An 18,261-nucleotide genomic window follows, 5' to 3' on the forward strand; every position below is an offset into this window, starting at 1 on the left:
ACCGCAGGAAGGAGCATGACGGTCCGTCAACATCATGATGCTAACGGGCGGCACCGACATTCACGCTGCGGCGGACTCCACCCCGTCTCCTGACTGCGCGAGCAGATCCACGATGTCCCGGTCGCCCCGTTCCCGGAGCCTGGCTGCGAGCTCCTCGGCATCCGTGACCGCCGCCATGCCGGTGCGCTGTGCGATGACATCGACCGCAGTTTCGGGGGTGACCGCCGCGGTCCAGCCCGTCAGCCGGACCGCACGCTGCTCAGGCGTGGTCCCAGGCTCGTCGGCCGGGAGCCGCAGCGCGGACAGCACGCCGTCCGTCACATTGAGGAAGACCTGCTCGCCCAGGGCGGCGCCCACACTGTCCACGACCGCCCGGACCGACCCGAGCATCGGCTGGGTGCGCCAGTGGAACCTGACGTCACCGGTCGCGTGCCGCAAGACCACCGGCTCGGCGTCCGCGGATGGCGAGGACCCCAGGTCCGCCGCCCAGCCTGCGGGCACCGGACTGCCGGAGCCTCGAAGGTGTTCGCCGGTGACCTCCATGCGGTACCACCAGCGGCCGTCGCCGCCCAGGAAACACCGGCGCGTGTCCGCAATGCTGTACCGGGGCGTGTAAGCGGCTTTCCCTGCCTGCTCGGAGGGAGCAAGGCCCAGCCAGCCGCGTCGGGTGCGGGCGAACCGGGGAGCAGCGAGGTTGGTGCGCACGGAGGCCGCAGACACGTCGAAGCGCGTGGTCAGGCCCTCGACCATCGTGGCGATCTCAACCTCGCCACCACCTCGCTCGATCTCCCGGACGATCATTTCCTTGATGCCCAGGTACTCCTCACCGCCCCACTGCCGCAGTCCGTACAGGTCGCGGTCGAGACGCACGAAGCGTTCGTCGGCCCAGATCTGGTTCCGCATGCTGTTGAGGGCGCTGCCGTCCGCGAGGCGCTGGTGGATCTCCTCCATCGACAGCGGCTCTCCGTGCAGCGCAAGGACAACCGCAGAACGGTCCCCGACCGAGCGCCCCCAATGCACCAGGTGTCCGTCCAGCACCCGGAACCGCCCGATGCGACCGGCCCACTCGCCCAGTACTTCGGTCCGCACGCCGTACCTGCCCGCGAGCGCCGTGGCCTCGTCCCATCGAAGGGGCGCCTCGGAGCATGCGGCGTGCAGCACGTCACGCACCTCGGCGGCCAGTGTGTCCGCGTCACCCCGGACGATCCACTCGTCCTCGACGCTCCGCTCGGGGAGCAGTCGTGCGACGACTCCGGCGAACGGGACACCGAGCCCGTCGACCTCACCCGCGTGATCCTCGTGCACGTCCCGGATCTCGTGGACGCGGCCCACTGCCCCGAGAAGTTCGGCGACGGCGGCCAGGTGTGCGGCGAAGGCCTGGCCCTCCGGCGCCGTCGCGAGCCATGCGCCGATCGACGCCCGAACCCCTTGCTCCACCTGGTATATCCGCGCACGGCCGACGCCGAACTGGTCGACCAGCACGCCGATGCGCTCCGGCTCGTCGGCGAAGATCCGGCTACGGGCGATCACGGCCTCCCGTTCGTCCCAGCCTGCGACCAGCTGCTCGAAAGCAGCGAGCGGTGCGTCCATGAGCTGGGCGGGCAGCGCGGCATCAGCACTGGCGGCCTCTTCACTCCCGACCGGAGCCTCCTCGACGGGCCCGGTCGGAACGACGGACAGGCCGTAGGCAGCAGTTGCGAACTCACTGCCTTCGGGCTGGTGCCTATCGGAGGAAGAGGCGTCCGGTTCTGTGCCCCGATCCCTCTCGCCGTGTTCACGCCGCAACACCGCCAGTGCCTCCCGCACTGCCGCGGGCGCGTCCGCCGGCATCCAGCGGCCGATCACCGCCACGGCTTCCCGCATACTCCGACCGACCGGTTCCACGGGTCCTGTCGGGCGCCCGTGCAACCGGTCGAGCAGCCCGCCGAACAGGGCGGCCAGTACCGCATCGCCCTCGGCCACGGTCACGCCCGCCTCCCCGGCGGCCCGTGCCACCGTCTTCACGGCCGCATCGGCAGCCGGCCCGTCGAGCAGGCGCAGTACCGGAAGAAGGTCGCCGAGCACCACCTGCGGCCAGAGCGCGCGCAGCGCCTGCGCCACCCTGTGCGTGAGCGCCTCGGCCCCGATGACGCGCTCGATCTCCGTCAGAGAAGTCGCATGCCACCAGCCGAGAGGCAGCCGTACGTCGTCGAGTCGGGACGCGAGGAGCTGAGGGTCCATGTACCGGACGGCGGGCAGCAGATCGGCGAGGCTGGTCGTCGGATACGACGGCGCACTGTTCATGATCAGAAGAGACTCCGGGACAGGGATCGGGCCAGGTCGCCATGGGCCGGACCGTGACAACGTCTGCCGGCGGGGGCATCCGTCCCGATCCTCCCGCCCCGCCCGTCACCCGGCCAGGGCCGAAGGTCATCACGGGCAGGGCCTCTGTTCCTGTGGCGCACACGCCGCTACCGTCGGTTGTGGTGGCTTCGTCATGCACCTGCCCGGATCACCGTTGTGCCACGGGGGTGTTCATGGCTCGCAGTGCGCCGACCGTACGAACCGGGGCCAGGCCACATGGCCTCAGGGGCACACCGCTGGACGACAGGCAGCAGCACAAGGAATGGCTGGCTCTCGTCTCAGTGGACGGCCCCTTCCTCCCGTTGGCGACGCTCACCGACGTTTGGCCCCACCTCGACGCACTGGACGAGGCAGCGCGGCGGCCGCTCCGCCAAGCCCACCGAGCCTGGCAGTCGGATCCACAGCGATTGCACGACGACTGGATCCGGCACCTCCTGAACTCCCTGCTCGGCTGGGGAGACGCGTTACACGAGGAATCGGAACTGCTTGCGCGTCTCAGCGCCCACATACCTGAGCATCCGGAGGGGCTCACCCCGTCCTTCGCTCTCGTCTCCCCGGACGCCCACGAGCCGGCCACCCCGGAGCCGTCGGAGATCGCACTGCTCGGACTGGTCTGCCCGCCGGGCACGGTGCCAACGGCACGGCAGCCCGGCGCCGCCTGGGCGGACTCACCCGCGGACCGGCTGGCAGGCCTGTGCCGGCACCACGGCACCGGCCTCGGCCTTGTCTCGGCCGGCCGCTGGTGGACCCTCGTATGGGCACCCCGCAACGCGCCGACCAGCTACGTCACCTTCGACACCGCGGACTGGGCGTCGGCCGCCGACCGCCCGGTGGTTCGCGCCTTCCTCTCGCTCCTCTGTCGACGTCGCTTCTTCAGCGTGCCCGACGACGAAACCCTCTCCCACCTGCTCTCCCACGCGAAGGACGAGACCGAGGACCTCACCGAATCCCTCGGACGACAGGTCAAGGAGGCCGTGGACCTGCTTGTCGCGGCCATCGGCCGTAAGGACCAGGAAGCACGCGGCAGCCACCGGCCGGACCTCGGACGCCAACCCGCCGCCGAGGTGTACAAGGCGGCGCTCTCCACCCAGCTGCGCATCCTGTTCGTCTTCTTCGCCGAGGAGCGCGGACTGCTCCCAGCGGACAACCCCCTTTACGCCGCGGCCTATTCGGCGAGCGCTCTCTGCGCCGACCTGGAAGCTCAGGCCAGGGCCACGAGCGAGGAGGATCTGGAGCAGAGCCACGCGGCATGGCACCGTCTGGTCGCTCTCTTCCGCGCCGTGTACCAGGGCGTGGATCACCCGGATCTCCAGGTGTGCGGATACGACGGCAGTCTCTTCGACCCCGGCCGCCACCCTTGGCTGGAGCCTGTCGACGGCGGCTCACCGTGGCCGGTCGACGACCGGACGGTGCTGCACATGCTGCGTGCGGTGCAGTTCGTCACGGTCGGTCGCGGCCGTACTCGCGAGCGCCGCAGGACCGCCTTCGGGCAGTTGTCGATCTCCCAGATAGGCCACGTCTACGAAGGGCTCCTGGAGTACGAGGGACGCCGCGCGGCGGATGCGGTCGTCGGCCTGATCGGCAAGCCCGGCCGGGAGATCCAGGTGGAGCTTGCCGAGTTGGAACGCCTCGCCGCCGAAGCGGCACGGCAACCGGATGCGCCGGTCCGGCTGGCCGCGGCGCTCGCGGACCGGTACAGGAAGTCGGGTCTGGGTACCGCGAAGGTGGTCGAGCGCGCACTCCGCCCGCTAGGGACCACCGAACGCGAGGAGGGCGTAAGGAAGTTACTGGCCGCGACCAACGGAGATGCCGAACTCGCCGATCGCCTCCTTCCCTTCCACGGCATCATCCGCCGCGACCTGCGAGGGCTCCCCCTCGTCGTGCCGCCCGGCGGCCTGTACGTCGGCCGCTCGTCGACACGCAGGGCCACGGGCGCCCACTACACCCCCGAGCGGCTCGCCGCGAAGGTGGCACGGGGCGCGCTGGAGCCCTTGGTCCACTCCCCCGGGCCGCTGGAGACCGCGGACCGCAGAGCTTGGGTCGTCAAGCCCAGCAGCGAGATCCTCCGACTCAAGATCGCGGATATCGCCTGCGGGTCCGGGGCGTTCCTCGTCGCGTCGTGCCGGTACCTGGCGGAGAAGCTGGTGGAGTCCCGCGCGCGTGATCAGCGGAGCCGCCTCCTTCGGGAAGCGAAAGACACCGATGCCGATGCCGATGCCGATGCCGATGCCGATGCCGATGCCGACCGTACGATGCTCCGGGCACGCCGCGAGGTCGCCGAACGTTGCCTGTACGGGGTGGACATCAACCCGCTCGCCGTCGAACTCGCCAAGTTCGCGCTGTGGTTGGAGACCGTCGAGCCGGGCATGCCGTTCACGTTCCTCGACGACCGCCTGCTCGACGGCGACTCCCTCGTAGGACTCGCGTCGTACGCACAGCTTGAGGCCATGCACCTGCTTCCGGGGCGCCGCCGAGTGCACGACCGCTCCCCGGTCGACTTCACCGCGACCGTCCCCCAACTCACCGGATTCGGCGGCGATGTGGAGCGTGCCGCGAGGCTGCGCGCGAGCATCGTGGACATCCCGGGTACGTCCCTCGCCGCGCTGGAGGAGAAGCGGCGGGTCCTCAGCGAGGCCGAGGAAGCGGTGGCGCTCCAGGAACGCGTCGCCGGACTTCTGGTCACCTCCTCACTGGACCGGGCCGCGCGCGGCGAGTCCGGGTTCGACGATGCCGCCGTCTCGGCCGCCGACCATGTACGCCGGTGGGGCGAATCCGATCCGGCGGGACGCGCCAAGATCGAACGGCAGATGGACGAGGCCGCCCACCGCGGCACACGCAGTGCGCTCGGCACCGACGGCGACGCATGGAAGCCCTTCCATTGGCCCTACCGCTTCCCGGAGGTGTTTCAGCAGGGCGGCTTCGACGCCGTCGTCGGCAACCCGCCGTTCCTCGGCGGCCAGAAGCTGACCGGATCCCTGGGCAAGCCGTTCCGCGACTACTACGTCACCGGGATCGGACGATCCGCGCGCGGCAGCGCGGACCTGGTGGCGTACTTCCTGCTGCGGGCTCATGACCTGCTGAACGAGGGTGGCCAGACGGGGATAATCGCGACGAACACCCTGGCGCAGGGGGAAACCCGGGAGGTCGGGATCGATCGACTGGTGGCGGACGGGGTGGAGTTGCGGCAGGCGGTGAAGAGCGCGCCGTGGCCGTCGCGGAGCGCGGTGCTTGAGTACTGCGCGGTGTGGACCAGCCGGGCGGCGATGCGACCGGGAGGGCTACGTGTCGCGGACGGGGTGGAGGTCGCCGGCATCACGTCGTCGTTGGATGCGGTGTCGCGGGTGACGGGGGCGGCGCACCGGCTGGCGGAGAACCGGGGGATCGCCTTCCAGGGTTCCATCGTCCTCGGACTCGGTTTCACCATGGAGCCGGAGGCAGCACAGGCGCTGATCGCCCGTGACGAGCGGTACCGGCAGGTGCTGTTCCCTTACCTGAACGGACAGGACCTCAACTCGCGCCCGGACGGATCGGCAAGCCGGTGGGTGATCAACTTCCACGACTGGAGCGAGGAGCGCGCCAAGAGGTTCCCCGAGGCCTACGAGCAAGTCGTCCGCGACGTCAAACCGGATCGACTCAAGGTCAAGTTCAGCAAGAGAGCGCGCGAGCGATGGTGGCAGTACGAGCGGAGTCGCCCTGAGCTGTACGCCGCCCTCGAGAACACGGACCGGATGATCGTATTGACGCGGCATAGTAAGTCAGTGATGCCGCTGTCCGTTCGAACTGGTCAGGTTGCGAGCGAAGCGACGGTCGTGTTCGCCTCTGCTGACTCAGCGATGCTGGCGGTGCTGAGCAGCTCTCCGCACTACTGGTGGGCCATCAACCGGGCCTCGACGATGAAGGGCGACCTGCGCTACACGCCCTCGGACGTCTTCGAGACCCTCCCCCGCCCTCAACTCACCCTGCCTCTCCGCGAAGCGGGCACCCGCCTCGACACCCACCGCCGCACCATCATGCCCGCCCGCGGCGGCCTCACCGCCACCTACAACCTCGTCCACGACGAGAAGTGCACCGACCCCGACATCACCAAACTCCGCACCATCCACCGCACCATCGACGAAGAAGTCGCCCGCGCCTACGAATGGCACGACCTCCTCGACCAGCCCGGCGGCCTCGACCACGGCTTCCACGACACCCGCCAAGGCCCCCGCTACACCATCGGCCCGGCCATCCGGCAGGAGATCCTCGACCGCCTCCTCGAAGAGAACCAGCGGCGCCATGCGAGGGAGACCGGCTCACGAAACGTCGCGTCGGGCCAACTGTCCTTCGAAGAGGAACCACGGCCGACAGGGGCTCCGCGAGCGACTACGACAAGGCGTCCAATGTCTGTACCGTCGCAGTCATCCCCGGCCAACTCACCGAACGGCGCCGTGCGATGAGTTCGGCGCATCAGGTGAACGGGTCGTACGGCTCGGGCCAGCCGAAGATCTCACCGAATACCGTGCAGGCCGTGTCCATGCACTCCTGCGCGGTGGGCAGGTACCCGGTTTGGTGGGCGAGTTGATCCTCCCAGTCCATGACGGGCGGGGTCCGGAAATGATGGCGCCCGGGAGTGATTCCGGTGATGTCCCGCACCAGCCTCGGGACGTCGTCCGTCACCTTGTCCAGTCGGGCGAGGGCCGCCAGATCGAAGAGATCACGAGGTGCACGACGGTCGGCATAGGCCGCGATCTTCATGCCGGCGAAGGCATCGAGAGTGGGGACACGGAGTCGGACAGGCCCGGGGACATCGCCGTAACGCAGGTCGATCTCGCGGACTTCGGTCGGCCAACGGTTCCAGTCCGCGTGGGTGCTGCCGGTGTCGATCAGCTGGATACGCAGACGGAGTCCGTCCTCGGTGACCAACTGGGCGGCGTCGACGGATCCGACGTCGGCGAACGCGGGCTCCCAGCGACTGCGCGGGAACTCGCGACGGAGGCGGCGTGGCAGGGCCTTGTCCAGAACCCCGGCGACCATCCTACGATCACCGGTCAGGAGGTCGATGTCCTCGGAGAGGCGGCCGCCGGCCTCCGCCGTGGTCAGGTGGGTGCGGGCCAGCGCTGTGCCGCCGAAGAAGACGAGGGGAACGTCCAGTTCGGCCAGTGCGTGCAGGACATGACTGATGAGGTGGTCACGCCGGATCTGGTTCTCTGCCGCGCCGTAGTCGGCGGCTACGCGGGCCAGTTCGTGCCGGGAAAGCATGCCCGGTCAGCCTCCTTCGGCGTCGACGAGAGCGCGGGCACGACGCAGCGCGGCCGCCTTGCGCTGCCCCCGGCCCAACTCCTCAAGCAGTTCGGTGTCGGTGCGTGGCCACAGAGCGCGAAGGGCTTCGGTGACGGCGCCCTGTGACAGGCCGCCGAGAGTGGGCCGGGCCGCCAGGTCGAGGACGGTCTGCTCGGGGGTGGTGATCCATCCCTGTGTGAGTTCGGTGTCGGCACGTTCGAGGTCAAGGGTGTCCAGGGTGCGGCGCACGAAGAGGATGCGGCCGTAGTCGGTGTCGAGCGGCGGCCGCTGCTTGGGAATGGCTACGACCGTCACGGCGACGGCCCGGGGAATGGCACCGAGCACGCGGGCCGCGCCCACACCCATCAGCGCCGCACCGCCCTCCCCGTAGTCGCACTGGGCGATTCCGAGCGCGAGCGAATGGAGGTCAGGCCGCCAGGCCGGCGATCCGAGATGACGATCGGGCACCAGCGCGTAGTAACCCTGAGCGAGCTTGCGGGCGGCCCCATTGCGAACCAGCCGGGCGAATTCCGGTCGGGGCTGGGCGTAGATCCCGGCAGCGTCCTGGGGCCGGATCACGCGATTGTTCCGACGAGCGAGCTCGGCGGGAACGGCCACCGCACTGCGAGCCATCGCTATCACCTCCGTTGGGCTAGAGCCAACGCCCATAATACTCATGACACTGACGATACTGCCCGCTCGGCGATCCTTTGCGGAGTACGCACCCGACCCGGCACCCGCACACTCACGCAGCGCGCCCCGAGCTGCGCTCCGGCCCGCCCACTCCCCGGAGCAGCCCGAGCGCCTCGTCCACCTCGCGTTGCTTCCGCCCAGTCAGCCCCGCTGCCGCCACCGCCCCACCAGGCCCATCGGGCAGCTCTCCGGCCTCGGCCTCCACCCACGCGATCGCGACATCGAACCCGACAAACAGGTCTGCGACGTGAGCGGGGCCCTGGTCCTGGACAGCGAGGGCTTGGCCAAAGCCGTGCAACGCGACCGCGAGGTGCACGAATGGCTGACCGCCGCCCGCAATACGGACCTCCCGGTGATCACCTCGGCCGCGGTTCTGGTCGAGGTGATCCACCCGAGGATCAACACTCCCGCGCTGGAATGGACCCTGTCCCGGGTACGCGTCGAGCCGGTGACCCAAGCCATCGGCCGGTCCGCCGCCACCCTGCTGCGGACGGCAGGGCTCCACGGCCACAAGTACGCCATCGATGCCATGGTGTGCGCCACGGCTCTCGCACAGTCCGGCCGCATCACGATCCTGACCTCCGACGTCGAAGACATCACCCTGCTGACCGCCGAGCACCCTCGCGTAACCGCCCAGAAGGTCTGAGCCGCCCCCGCAACGGCTCAGGACGCGGCCTGCAGGTCTAGTTCCGCCCATACTGTCTTGCCGATCGGGTCACGGTCGGTGACGCCCCAACGCGCGGCGACGTGTTCGACGAGGAGGAGGTTGCGGCCGGAGGCGGCCTCGGGAGGCGCGACCGGGAGAGGGCGCGCAGGTCGCTTCTCGGCGCGGGCATCGGACAGCTCGATACGGAGTACGGGGGCGGAACCGTCACTGAGCGCGAGGGCGAGTTTGAAGTCTCGACCGGGGAGCGCGGCGTGCCGTACGGCGTTGGCCGCCAGCTCGGCGACGACGAGGGCGACCGCGTCCGAGACGTCGCCGTACGGGTGCCCCCACGCGTCGAGCTGCTGCGTCGCGAAAGGTCGGGCGAGGCGGGCGCCACGGCGGGTCGACGTGAAGGTGGCGGTGAAGTCGCGGGTGGGGATGGCCGGTTGGGGCTGGGCTGCCGGGTTGGCAATCTGCTGATTCATGTCACGCAGAGTGGCCAGTCGTCCGTACGGTGAACAGTAACCGGGTTGGTACAGCGTGTAGTTGTCGGCTGGTCGCCGTGTTTTGTACGGGCTGTCGGCCGCGACCCGGATGCGGGGCAGGGGCAGGGGCAGGGGCAGGGTACGTCCGGAGGTGGCGGTGACATGGCGGAGTCGGGTACGGAGGCGGAGACCGAGTCGGCGAGTCGGGACTGGGACGAGGGGATGTCCGGGGTCCTGGAGATGGTGGGGCGACAGGTACGGCGCTGGCGCGAGCGGGCGGCGCTGTCGCAGGCGGAGCTGGGGGCGGCGATCAGATACACCGAGCACCAGGTGTCGGCGGTCGAGCGGGGGCGGCGCATCCCGAAGGCGGCCTTCCCGGAGAAGGCGGACGAGGCGGTGGGTGCGGGCGGGATACTGGCGGCGCTCGCGGAGGAACTGGTCGAGGTCCGGTACCCGAAGAAGGTCCGGGACCTGAAGCGACTGGAGTCTGACGCCGCCGAGATGGGCACGTACGCGAACCACGTGATCCATGGCCTGCTCCAGACCGAGGACTACATCCGCGCGCTGCACCGGATGCGGCAGCCCCCGCTGGACGAGGAGATCATCGAGCAGTACGTGGCGACCGGCTGTCCTGACAGGATGTCTTCGAGCGGCGGCCCGCTCCGATCCTCACGTTCGTCCAGGAGGAGGTGACGCTGCGACACCCGCTCGGTGGCAGGATGGCGATGCGAGTGCAGCTCGAACGACTGTTGGAGGTCGGACAGTTGCGGAACGTCAAGATCCAGGTGATGCCGCCGGAGCACGAAGAACATCCGGGGCTGGGTGGCGGGTTCAAGCTGATCGACCCCCACCACGGGGCGAAGGTCGGCCACGTCGAGGCGCAGCAGTTCAGTCGCGTGATCTCGGAACGAGAAGAGGTGCGCCGCCTGGAAGCGCAATATGGCAGCATCCGGGCGCACGCTCTGACGCCACGGAAGTCGATGGCGTTCATCGAGAGGGTTCTGGGCGAGACATGAGGATCAAGCCCTCTACCGGCGAAGTCACCGATGGCCTTGCGTGGTTCAAGAGCAGCTACAGCAGCAACGAAGGCTCGGAATGCGTGGAGGTCGCGGACGACACCGGTACGGTCCATGTCCACGGCTCCAAGCGGAAGTTAGGGGCGCGACTGACGTTCGGGGCGAACGAGTGGGCGACGTTCGTTACGCATGTCAGGGGCCAGGAGGGACTGACGAGCACGGGACGTACAACGTGGGCGTGGCCTCTCACCGGGGCCGCGCCCACGTTGCCGTGTCAGAAGAGACTCGGAGGCTCTCCCTCAGGCGAAGCCGCCTTCTTCTTCGCCGCCCCACCCTTCCCCTTCTTGTCGTGCAGCCCGGCTTCGACCTCGACCTTGTAGCGCCGCTGGTTCTCTTCGAGGAGGCGGTCGAGGATCTCCTGCCGGACGACGGGGCCGACGGTGTAGCGGGGGCCCTGGCGGGTGTCGTGGAAGCCGTGGTCGAGGCCGCCGGGCTGGTCGAGGAGGTCGTGCCAGCCGTAGGCGCGGGCGACTTCCTCGTCGATGGTGCGGTGGATGGTGCGGAGTTCGATGATGTCGGGGTCGGTGCACTTCTCGTCGTGGACGAGGTTGTAGGTGGCGGTGAGGCCGCCGCGGGCCGGCATCACGCCGCGGCGATATCCATCCAACCGATCGCCCAGTTCACGCATGACAGCCGATCGCTTGGGCCGCGGGAAAGGAACAAACGCCGTCGAAGGAGTGAACCTGATGTCACCCTTCAAGGAGGCACTCCATTGCGCTGTCCATAGGTACTGCATGGCACTCGAGTGCAATGCGAGATCTGCCGAATCATCCGTCGCAAAGACAACGAGCATTTGCGAGATGACTTGCCCAGTCTTCACAAATAGAGGCATCTGGGTAGAACTATTCAGCGTGATCGCAAGCACGCGATCCATGCCGTCGATCTTGCGATACAGCTCCACTGCCGGCCGAGTGAACCGCCACCAGACCTCGCGCCGCTGCCGATCCTTATTCTGAGCCCGCTCCGGCTTCACGAGCCTAAGCACCTGCTCGTATGTTTCCGGATACCCCTTCGCTCGCTCTTCGGTCCAGTCGTGGAAATCGATCACCCACCGGCCAGCAGAACTATCCGGACGAGAGTTCAGGTCCTGCCCATTGATGTACGGGAACAGCACATCTTGATACCGAACATCTCGCGCGATCATCTCCTGGGCCTCCTCCGCCTCAAGATGAAACCCCGCACCGTGAACGTAGGAACCAATAAATGCAATCCCCTCGTTCTCTGCCAAGCGATTCGCTACCCCACTCGCGCGCGATTCCGCATCAAGCGACGAAGTAATCCCACTTGCCGGTACTCCATCAGCCAGGCGTACCGCACCTGCTTCGAGATTGGCTTCACTCGTCCATACAGCACAATATTCCAGCACAGCGCTTCGCGAGGGCCAGGGCGCACTCTTCACCGACCGCCTAACGGTCACCCCGTCCGCAACTAGCTGGTCGAGGCCAACTTCACGAGTATTCGCCTGCGCCAAGGTATTTGTCGCGACAATGCCAGCCTGACCTTGCTGATTCAGTAGCTGATGGGCCCGCAGCAGGAAGTACGCAACCAGATCAGCGCTTCCACGATGCCCTCTCCCCAACCGTTCTACCAAATACTCTCGATACGGTCCCCCCATCGCCCCCGTGAGCTTCTGGCCACCCAGGAACGGCGGATTCCCCACCACCGCGTCGAACCCGCCCCGCTCCTCCCACACCTCCGGGAAGACCAACGGCAAATGCACCGGCTCCCGGTCGAACGCACCCTCCGGCTGCCCCGTCGCCAGCCACTGCCCCGCCAGCCGCTCCGCCTTGCGCAGCTCGGCCGCCGCCAGCTCGGCCTCATCCCCCGCGTCGACCACCGCATGCGCAGCCGTAACCCCCGCGAACGACAGCTGGTCCTGCTCCCGCTCACCCCGCCCGGCCCCCGCAAGCGCCGCCCCCACCACAAGGTCCGCGAACACCCCCGCCTGTCGCGTCTTCTCGCGCACCGAGCCCAGAATGGTCCGCTTCCGCTCCAGTTCCGCGAGCCCTACACCCGGAATCCCGGCCAACTTCCGCCGCTCCTCGGCGACTTCACGCACCACTCTCCGCACACCGCCCGTGAAGTCGATGCCATCCCCGTGGATCCGCCGCCCCCGCGCCGGGTCCAGGTGCATGGCCTCGACCTGCTCCACGGACGTGATTCCGAGCAGCGCGTCCCCCGCCACCAAGCGGTCGTCCAGGAACGTGAACGGCCGCTGCGGGTCCATCGAGACCAGCCACAGCGACAGCTTGGCCATCTCGACGGCCATGGGGTTGATGTCGACGCCGTACAGGCAGTGTTCGATGATCTGCCGTCGTGCCTCGACCATCACCGGGTCCGCCTCCGCCTCGACCGCCGAGGCGGACAGGGAGCCGGCCGACTCCAGGTAGGTCTTCGCCCGTACGTCCCCCTCCCGGCTCCACGCCTCGACCAGCGCGCCCGCGAGATAGCGGCAGGCGGCGACAAGGAACGCCGCCGAGCCCATCGCGATGTCCGCGACCTTCAGTTTCAGCAGCTCTGACGACGGCTTCGGACACCACTGCTTACGTTCCGACGTCGTCAGCGGGCCGTGCTCCTGCTCGTACACCAGTGGTTCGAGCGCGCCGTCCGCGACTTCCTGCGCCAGGGACTTCGGGGTGTAGTGGGTGCCCGTGTTCTTCCGCAGGGCGGACTCGGTGACGTACAGGGCGCCCGCGCGGATGACGACCGGCAGGCCACGCAGGTCGGACCGGATGATGCCGTGAAAAGACAGCAGCCGCTCCGCGAGATCGAGGTCGCCGCCCGTCGCGGCGAGCAGCTTGCGGCGGGCCTCCCCTCGTACCGACTCGTCCATCGGCGCGAGCGCCTTCGCGAGCTTGCCCGCCGTGCCGATGCCGGTGGTCTTGTTGAACTCCTCCGCCAGCGCCCCGGCCAGTCCGGCCACGTCCGTACTCCTGGCCGCCTTCGCCTCCAGGTCCGTGAGCAGGACCTCGGCCTCCAGGCCCGGCTTGCCAATCAGGCCGACGACGGTGTCCTCGGCCCGTCGGCCCTGATAGGAGAGCAGGCCCTCGTAGACGTAACCGATCTGCTCGACGTCCAGCGTCCGGAACGTCAGACGCCTGCGCTCCCGCCGCTTGCCCGTGCCGATCCAGACGTGCTGCACGGACTGGAGCATGTGGAGCACCGTGCGGTCGTCGATGGGAAGCGGGTCCGTCGGGTCGCCCTCCCCACTCCCCCGCCCCTCCAGCCATGGGTACGTGTCGGGATCGAAGATCGAGCCGTCGTAGGCGTGCAAGGAGAGGGACGGGTGGTCCACTCCCCCGTACACAGCGTTGAAGAGGGCGATGAGGCGGTGCCAGCCGGAGCGGGTCTGCTCCAGGTCCTCCTCGGTGGTCTCGCGGGCGCGCTGTTCCAGGTCCGCGCAGAGGCGGCCGGCCGAATAGGCCTGTAGGTACAGCTCGTTGTCGCTGGGGAGCAGGCCGCGTTCCTCGGCGAAGAGGAGGAAGACGACGCGCATCATGATGGCGACCGCGCCCCGGTAGACGTCCTGCGCGGGCACGTCGGCGAGGCCGCGGCCGCCCTTGGCGCGCTCCGTGACATCCGCCCGGCCGATGGCCTCGACGAGGAGCTCCACTGCTTGGCGCACCTGTACGCCGAGGGCGTCGGTGACGTCCTCCTGGTTGTCCAGGGACTCGCGCAGGAGCGGCAGGAGCATCTCGTCGTCGGCGACGGCGAAGAAGCGGCGGCGGGAGAGGAGCGAGAGGAAAGCGCGGACGACGATGCGTTCGGCCTGCTCGGTCCAGGCCACGGTGTCGAAGACCGCGGAGGTGGTGACGCCGCCGCGCGGCGCCCAGACCAGGGCCCACCAGCGGCCGTCGGTGACCAGGCCGAGTTCCGTGCCGTGGTGGCGGCAGAGGTGGGCCATGCGGTCGATGGGCGTGGCCGACCAAGGCGAGTCGGGGACGCGGCGGGCGGGGTGCTGACCAGCCGGGACGGTGAGGCCGAGGATCGCGCAGTCGGCGGCCAGGACGGAGCCATCCTCACCGGCGCCTTCCAGCGCCACCGAGTCCGGGTCGAGCAGTGCGAACGTCGGCGCGACGCGGTCGTCGTGCTCGGGCACATCCACGGCGAGGGCGTCCGTCAGGGCCGCGCCCTCCGTCAACGCGTCACCCCAGCCGAGGAGTTCGTCGAGGACGAAGCGGATCCAGGACTGCTGTCCTGCGGCCGGGGCGGACTGCCACACGCCGTGCTCGTACCGCAGTCGGACGCGTACCGGCTTGTCGACGGAGTCCAGCTGCGGCCAGGTCTTCAGGAGGACCGGCAGGGTCAGGAAGGGGCCGGAGACGTCGACCAGACTGAGCCAGTCGAGGTGCTGCTGCCTGCCGTCGGGAGTCGGCGCCCCGCTGCGGGGACGGCCCCGGAACGTACGGGGCGTGGACTGGGTGGTGCTCACTGCACGGCCTCCCGGCGGGGAACGACGAAGACGACGGCGACGGGGAAGAGCAGGGGCTGCGGGGTGGCGTAGCGGGCGGCGATCGCCGCGGTCTCGCGCTGCTTCTCGCTCTCCAGGGCCTCCAGCCGCTGCTCCCAGTTCTCGCGGTCACGGCGCTGCTGCTCGGCCTCGTCGAAGGCCAGCTCCAACTGGCCGTCCCCTTGCGGAGCTTGACCGAGGGCGGCGCGCAGCGATGCGCGGAACCGGTCGATGTTGGCGGCGATCCGTTCGGATTCGGCGCGGCGGCGGTTTTCCAGGCGGCTCTCCAGGGCGGTCAGGCGGTTGCGGGCCCGCCATTCCAGAGAGGAGACCAGGCCTTCGCCGAGTTGCGGCCAGGCTTCGGCGAGACGTTCCTGGACGAGTGGGGAGGCCTGGGCGGAGTCGGCGAGCGCGCTGTCGAGGAGGTCGCGGACCGTGGTGGTGCGCTCCAGGCGGGCGAAGCGGGCCGCGCTGTCGTTCGCTTCGCGCCGGATCCAGCCGCCTGCCTGGAGGACCTCCTCGTGCAGGCGTACGCCGTCCGCGCCGACCAGGACGAAGCGGGCGAAGGCGCCGACGAAGGCGGTCTCCAGCTCGGGGTGGTCGCTGACCACGGCGGTGACGCGGGCCAGGCCGGTCTGGTCCTGGTTCCAGACGGCGGCGCGCAAGAGCCGCGTGGACATGGAGACCAAGGGGTGGCCGAGGTGGGCGAGGACGACGTCGTCGCGGCCCTTCACGTTCTGCGCGTCGAAGGTGACGGGCCGCTGGATCTCGGGGCGCAGCTTGTCGGCGAGACCGTGTGCGGCGCGCTCCCAAGAGCCGGTGAGGGTGGGCACGCGGTAGAAGCCCGGGGCGAATTCACGTTCGTCGACGGTCGGGGTGATGGCCTGCTGGCGGGCGAGCGGGAGGGCAGTGGAGACGACGCGGGCGATCTTGGGCGGGGTGATGCCGAGGGTGGAGACGGTCGCGTCGACCTGTTCTTTCAGCTTCATGGCCTGCGCCTGGACGTCGCGTTCGGCGGCGACGTTGCCGCCGCGGCGGGCCTTGCGGTCGGCGTACAGCTCGGCTCGTTCCACGTCGAAGTCGGCGGAGAGATCGCCGGTCATGCGGCGCTGGACGGCCTCGGCGAGGACGGCGTTGACCTTGCCGAGGTCCTCCTCCATGCGGGCGACCTTCTTGGCGACGCGGGCGAGGAACTCCAGGTCCGCGTCGTAGGTGTCGGCGGTCTTCTCGTAACCGCTGCCGATGAAATGGACGACTTCGGGGGCGGTGGTCTGGCCGTAACGGTCGATGCGGCCGATGCGCTGTTCCAGCTTGTTGGGGTTGAAAGGAATGTCGTAGTTGACCAGGCGGTGGCAGTGCCGCTGGAGGTCGATGCCCTCGCTGGCGGCGTCGGTGGCGAGCAGGATACGGACCGGGTTCTCGGAAGGTTCGGCCTGGAACGCGAGACGGAGGTGCTCGCGTTCCTCGGCCTTCAGGCCGCCGTGCAGGAGGGCGACGCGGTCGCCGCCGAGACCTTGGTCGCGCAGGAGGTTCTGGAGCCAGATCTGGGTGTCGCGGTACTCGGTGAAGATCACGACGCGTTCGTTGGTCCAGAGCTCGCCGTCTGGGATGCAGACGGCCTTGACGTAGGAGATCAGTTCGCCGGCTTTGGAGTCGGCCTGGGCCTGGTGGCGCAGCGCCCATTCCTGCATCTGCTCCAGGAGGGCCGCCTCGTCGCCGTCCGTGCCGGGCTGGAGGGTGGTGGCACGGGCGATCGCGTCGTCCTCGGCCTCCGTGAGGGGCTCGTCGTCGAAGTCCGCGTAGTCCTCGAAGAAGGTCTCCTGCCAGTCCTCGATCTCCTCGGCGGCCTGCTGCTTCTTCGTCCGCAGGGTGTCGAGGTAGACAGCGATGGTGCGGGCGAAGGCGTCCGGGGAGGAGAACAGGCGCTTCTTGAGGAGCAGGGTGACCAGGTCGGCCGCTTTCCTTCCGCCCTTGTGGCGGGTGGCGAGCTTGGCGCGGCGCAGGTGCGCGTACTCCTTGAGCAGGCCGTGGATGCGGCGCTCGTCCTCGGTGTAGTCGACGGGAAGGGCGAGGGTGCTGCGCTCCAGGAAGCGGCGGGTGCCGTCCGGTTCGCGGATGTCGGTCTTCAGGCGGCGGACGACGGTGTCCTTGACTGCCTCCGGGTCCGGTTCGACGCCGCGGGCGAACCGCTGGCTGTCGATGATCTCCAACAGGGCGGTGTACGACTCCTGGTAGCCGTTGTGCGGGGTGGCGGAGAGGAAGAGCCGGTGCTCGAAGTGCGGGGCGAGGCGGCGGATCAGCTTGGTCTGCTGGGAGTCGACGGGGTAGAGCTGCTTGGGCGCGGAGGGCGCCACATGGTGGGCCTCGTCGAGGATGAGCAGGTCGAAGGCGCGCTTGGCCGGGGTCGCGGCGGGCTCGGCCTCCTCCTGGGGCAGCACCTCGGCGAGCAGCCGCTGCGCCTTGGGGCCGCGCAGCCAGGGGAGGCTGACGATGGCCCGCGGATAGATGTTGAACGGGTTGGCGGCGCTGCCGTGACTGCGGCGGACCTCGGCACAGCGCTCGGAGTCGATCACGGTGAAGTCGAGACCGAACTTCTCCTCCATCTCGTCCCGCCACTTCACGGTGAGACCGGCGGGGCACACGATCATGATCTTGTGGGCGCGGTTGCGGAGGATCATTTCCAGGGCGACCAGACCGGCCTCGATGGTCTTGCCGAGGCCGACGTCGTCCGCGAGCAGCAGGTTCACACGAGGCGCGGCCACGGCTCGGGAGACCGGCTCCAGCTGGTACGGCTCGACGGCGACGCCGGAGCGGAACGGGGCCTGGAGGGTGCGTACGTCCGCCGAGGTCACAGCGGACCAGCGGACCGCGTCCAGGAACGCGGCGAGGCGCTCAGGCGGATCGAAACCGGTACGGGTGACATCGGGGAGCGATCCGGCAGGGAGCCTGCGACGCCCCGGCTCGACCTCCCAGATGACGGAGAGGGTGTCGTTGTAGCGGCCGTCCTCGACGCTGTTGAGCGTGACGAGGGTGACCGGTGCCCCCGAGCCCGGGTGCCGCGCCTCGCCCGGTTTGACGTTAGCGACCACCCAGCGCTGGCCGCGCACCTCCACGAGGTCGCTGATTCGCGGTACGGCCGTGGGGTCCTGGGCGTCCCCGCGGCGTCGCGCGGACCGCTGGGCCACTCCCGCCAGCTCGGTGTTCGGCGTTGTCGGCGTCGTCATCGGCCTGTCGCACTCCCTCGTAACCGCTGTGCCGTTCCGGCCCGGGCGAATCCCGTGAAACAGAGCAATTCAAACACGCACCGGA

11 protein-coding genes are annotated in these 18,261 nt (G+C 69.1%); 5 read left to right on the top strand and 6 right to left on the bottom strand.

All coding sequences use genetic code 11. The annotated features are described in order from the left end of the window. Positions 1-60 precede the first annotated feature (60 nt). Positions 61-2,283, bottom strand: coding sequence for a hypothetical protein (locus tag OHA73_RS08325; protein ID WP_327654700.1), 2,223 nt, complete (start codon positions 2,281-2,283; stop codon positions 61-63). Between the two features lie 467 nt (positions 2,284-2,750). On the opposite strand from OHA73_RS08325, the gene OHA73_RS08330 reads away from it, so the two are divergent. Beyond that, positions 2,751-6,779 carry an Eco57I restriction-modification methylase domain-containing protein gene (locus tag OHA73_RS08330; RefSeq protein WP_327654701.1) on the top strand — a complete coding sequence of 1,343 codons (4,029 nt, stop codon included), beginning with the start codon at positions 2,751-2,753 and terminating at the stop codon, positions 6,777-6,779. Between the two features lie 10 nt (positions 6,780-6,789). Here the strand turns inward: OHA73_RS08330 and OHA73_RS08335 are convergent, their stop codons facing one another. Both OHA73_RS08335 and OHA73_RS08340 read right to left on the bottom strand, forming a co-directional pair. Then, positions 6,790-7,581, bottom strand: coding sequence for a nucleotidyl transferase AbiEii/AbiGii toxin family protein (locus tag OHA73_RS08335; RefSeq protein ID WP_327654702.1), 792 nt, complete (start codon positions 7,579-7,581; stop codon positions 6,790-6,792). Between the two features lie 6 nt (positions 7,582-7,587). Then, entirely contained in the window at positions 7,588-8,235 is a 648-nt protein-coding gene (locus OHA73_RS08340) for a type IV toxin-antitoxin system AbiEi family antitoxin domain-containing protein (protein ID WP_327654703.1), read from the bottom strand. Between the two features lie 307 nt (positions 8,236-8,542). Between OHA73_RS08340 and OHA73_RS08345 the strand changes: the two genes are divergently transcribed. Continuing rightward, positions 8,543-8,941 carry a PIN domain-containing protein gene (locus tag OHA73_RS08345; RefSeq protein ID WP_327658437.1) on the top strand — a complete coding sequence of 133 codons (399 nt, stop codon included), beginning with the start codon at positions 8,543-8,545 and terminating at the stop codon, positions 8,939-8,941. 17 nt (positions 8,942-8,958) lie between these two features. Here OHA73_RS08345 and OHA73_RS08350 read toward each other — a convergent pair whose 3' ends face one another. Continuing rightward, a complete protein-coding gene (locus OHA73_RS08350) occupies positions 8,959-9,426 on the bottom strand; it encodes an ATP-binding protein (protein ID WP_327654704.1) in 468 nt (155 codons plus the stop codon). Between the two features lie 162 nt (positions 9,427-9,588). On the opposite strand from OHA73_RS08350, the gene OHA73_RS08355 reads away from it, so the two are divergent. From OHA73_RS08355 to OHA73_RS08365, 3 genes are read left to right on the top strand one after another with little or no spacing between them, the layout of a single operon-like run. After that, positions 9,589-10,119 carry a Scr1 family TA system antitoxin-like transcriptional regulator gene (locus tag OHA73_RS08355; protein ID WP_327654705.1) on the top strand — a complete coding sequence of 177 codons (531 nt, stop codon included), beginning with the start codon at positions 9,589-9,591 and terminating at the stop codon, positions 10,117-10,119. Beyond that, positions 10,116-10,442 carry a Scr1 family TA system antitoxin-like transcriptional regulator gene (locus OHA73_RS08360; RefSeq protein ID WP_327654706.1) on the top strand — a complete coding sequence of 109 codons (327 nt, stop codon included), beginning with the start codon at positions 10,116-10,118 and terminating at the stop codon, positions 10,440-10,442. Before OHA73_RS08355 ends, OHA73_RS08360 begins: the two co-directional genes overlap by 4 nt. Then, positions 10,439-10,822, top strand: coding sequence for a DUF397 domain-containing protein (locus OHA73_RS08365; RefSeq protein WP_327654707.1), 384 nt, complete (start codon positions 10,439-10,441; stop codon positions 10,820-10,822). Before OHA73_RS08360 ends, OHA73_RS08365 begins: the two co-directional genes overlap by 4 nt. Here OHA73_RS08365 and OHA73_RS08370 read toward each other — a convergent pair. After that, a complete protein-coding gene (locus tag OHA73_RS08370) occupies positions 10,717-14,934 on the bottom strand; it encodes an Eco57I restriction-modification methylase domain-containing protein (RefSeq protein ID WP_327654708.1) in 4,218 nt (1,405 codons plus the stop codon). The two genes, OHA73_RS08365 and OHA73_RS08370, sit on opposite strands and share 106 nt — an antisense overlap. Beyond that, complete coding sequence (gene drmD / locus OHA73_RS08375) at positions 14,931-18,176, bottom strand: DISARM system SNF2-like helicase DrmD (protein WP_327654709.1); 3,246 nt, start codon at positions 18,174-18,176, stop codon at positions 14,931-14,933. The genes OHA73_RS08370 and drmD overlap by 4 nt, the downstream gene beginning before the upstream one ends. Positions 18,177-18,261: the final 85 nt, after the last annotated feature.

The organism is Streptomyces sp. NBC_00483 (assembly GCF_036013745.1).
Lineage (GTDB): Bacteria > Actinomycetota > Actinomycetes > Streptomycetales > Streptomycetaceae > Streptomyces.

Excerpts from the sequence above, each read along its gene's own strand:
- OHA73_RS08325 (WP_327654700.1), bottom strand. The coding sequence starts at position 2,283 with ATGAACAGTGCGCCGTCGTATCCGACGACCAGCCTCGCCGATCTGCTG.
- drmD (WP_327654709.1), bottom strand. The coding sequence starts at position 18,176 with ATGACGACGCCGACAACGCCGAACACCGAGCTGGCGGGAGTGGCCCAG.
- OHA73_RS08365 (WP_327654707.1), top strand. The coding sequence starts at position 10,439 with ATGAGGATCAAGCCCTCTACCGGCGAAGTCACCGATGGCCTTGCGTGG.
- OHA73_RS08350 (WP_327654704.1), bottom strand. The coding sequence starts at position 9,426 with ATGAATCAGCAGATTGCCAACCCGGCAGCCCAGCCCCAACCGGCCATC.
- OHA73_RS08340 (WP_327654703.1), bottom strand. The coding sequence starts at position 8,235 with ATGGCTCGCAGTGCGGTGGCCGTTCCCGCCGAGCTCGCTCGTCGGAAC.
- OHA73_RS08355 (WP_327654705.1), top strand. The coding sequence starts at position 9,589 with ATGGCGGAGTCGGGTACGGAGGCGGAGACCGAGTCGGCGAGTCGGGAC.
- OHA73_RS08335 (WP_327654702.1), bottom strand. The coding sequence starts at position 7,581 with ATGCTTTCCCGGCACGAACTGGCCCGCGTAGCCGCCGACTACGGCGCG.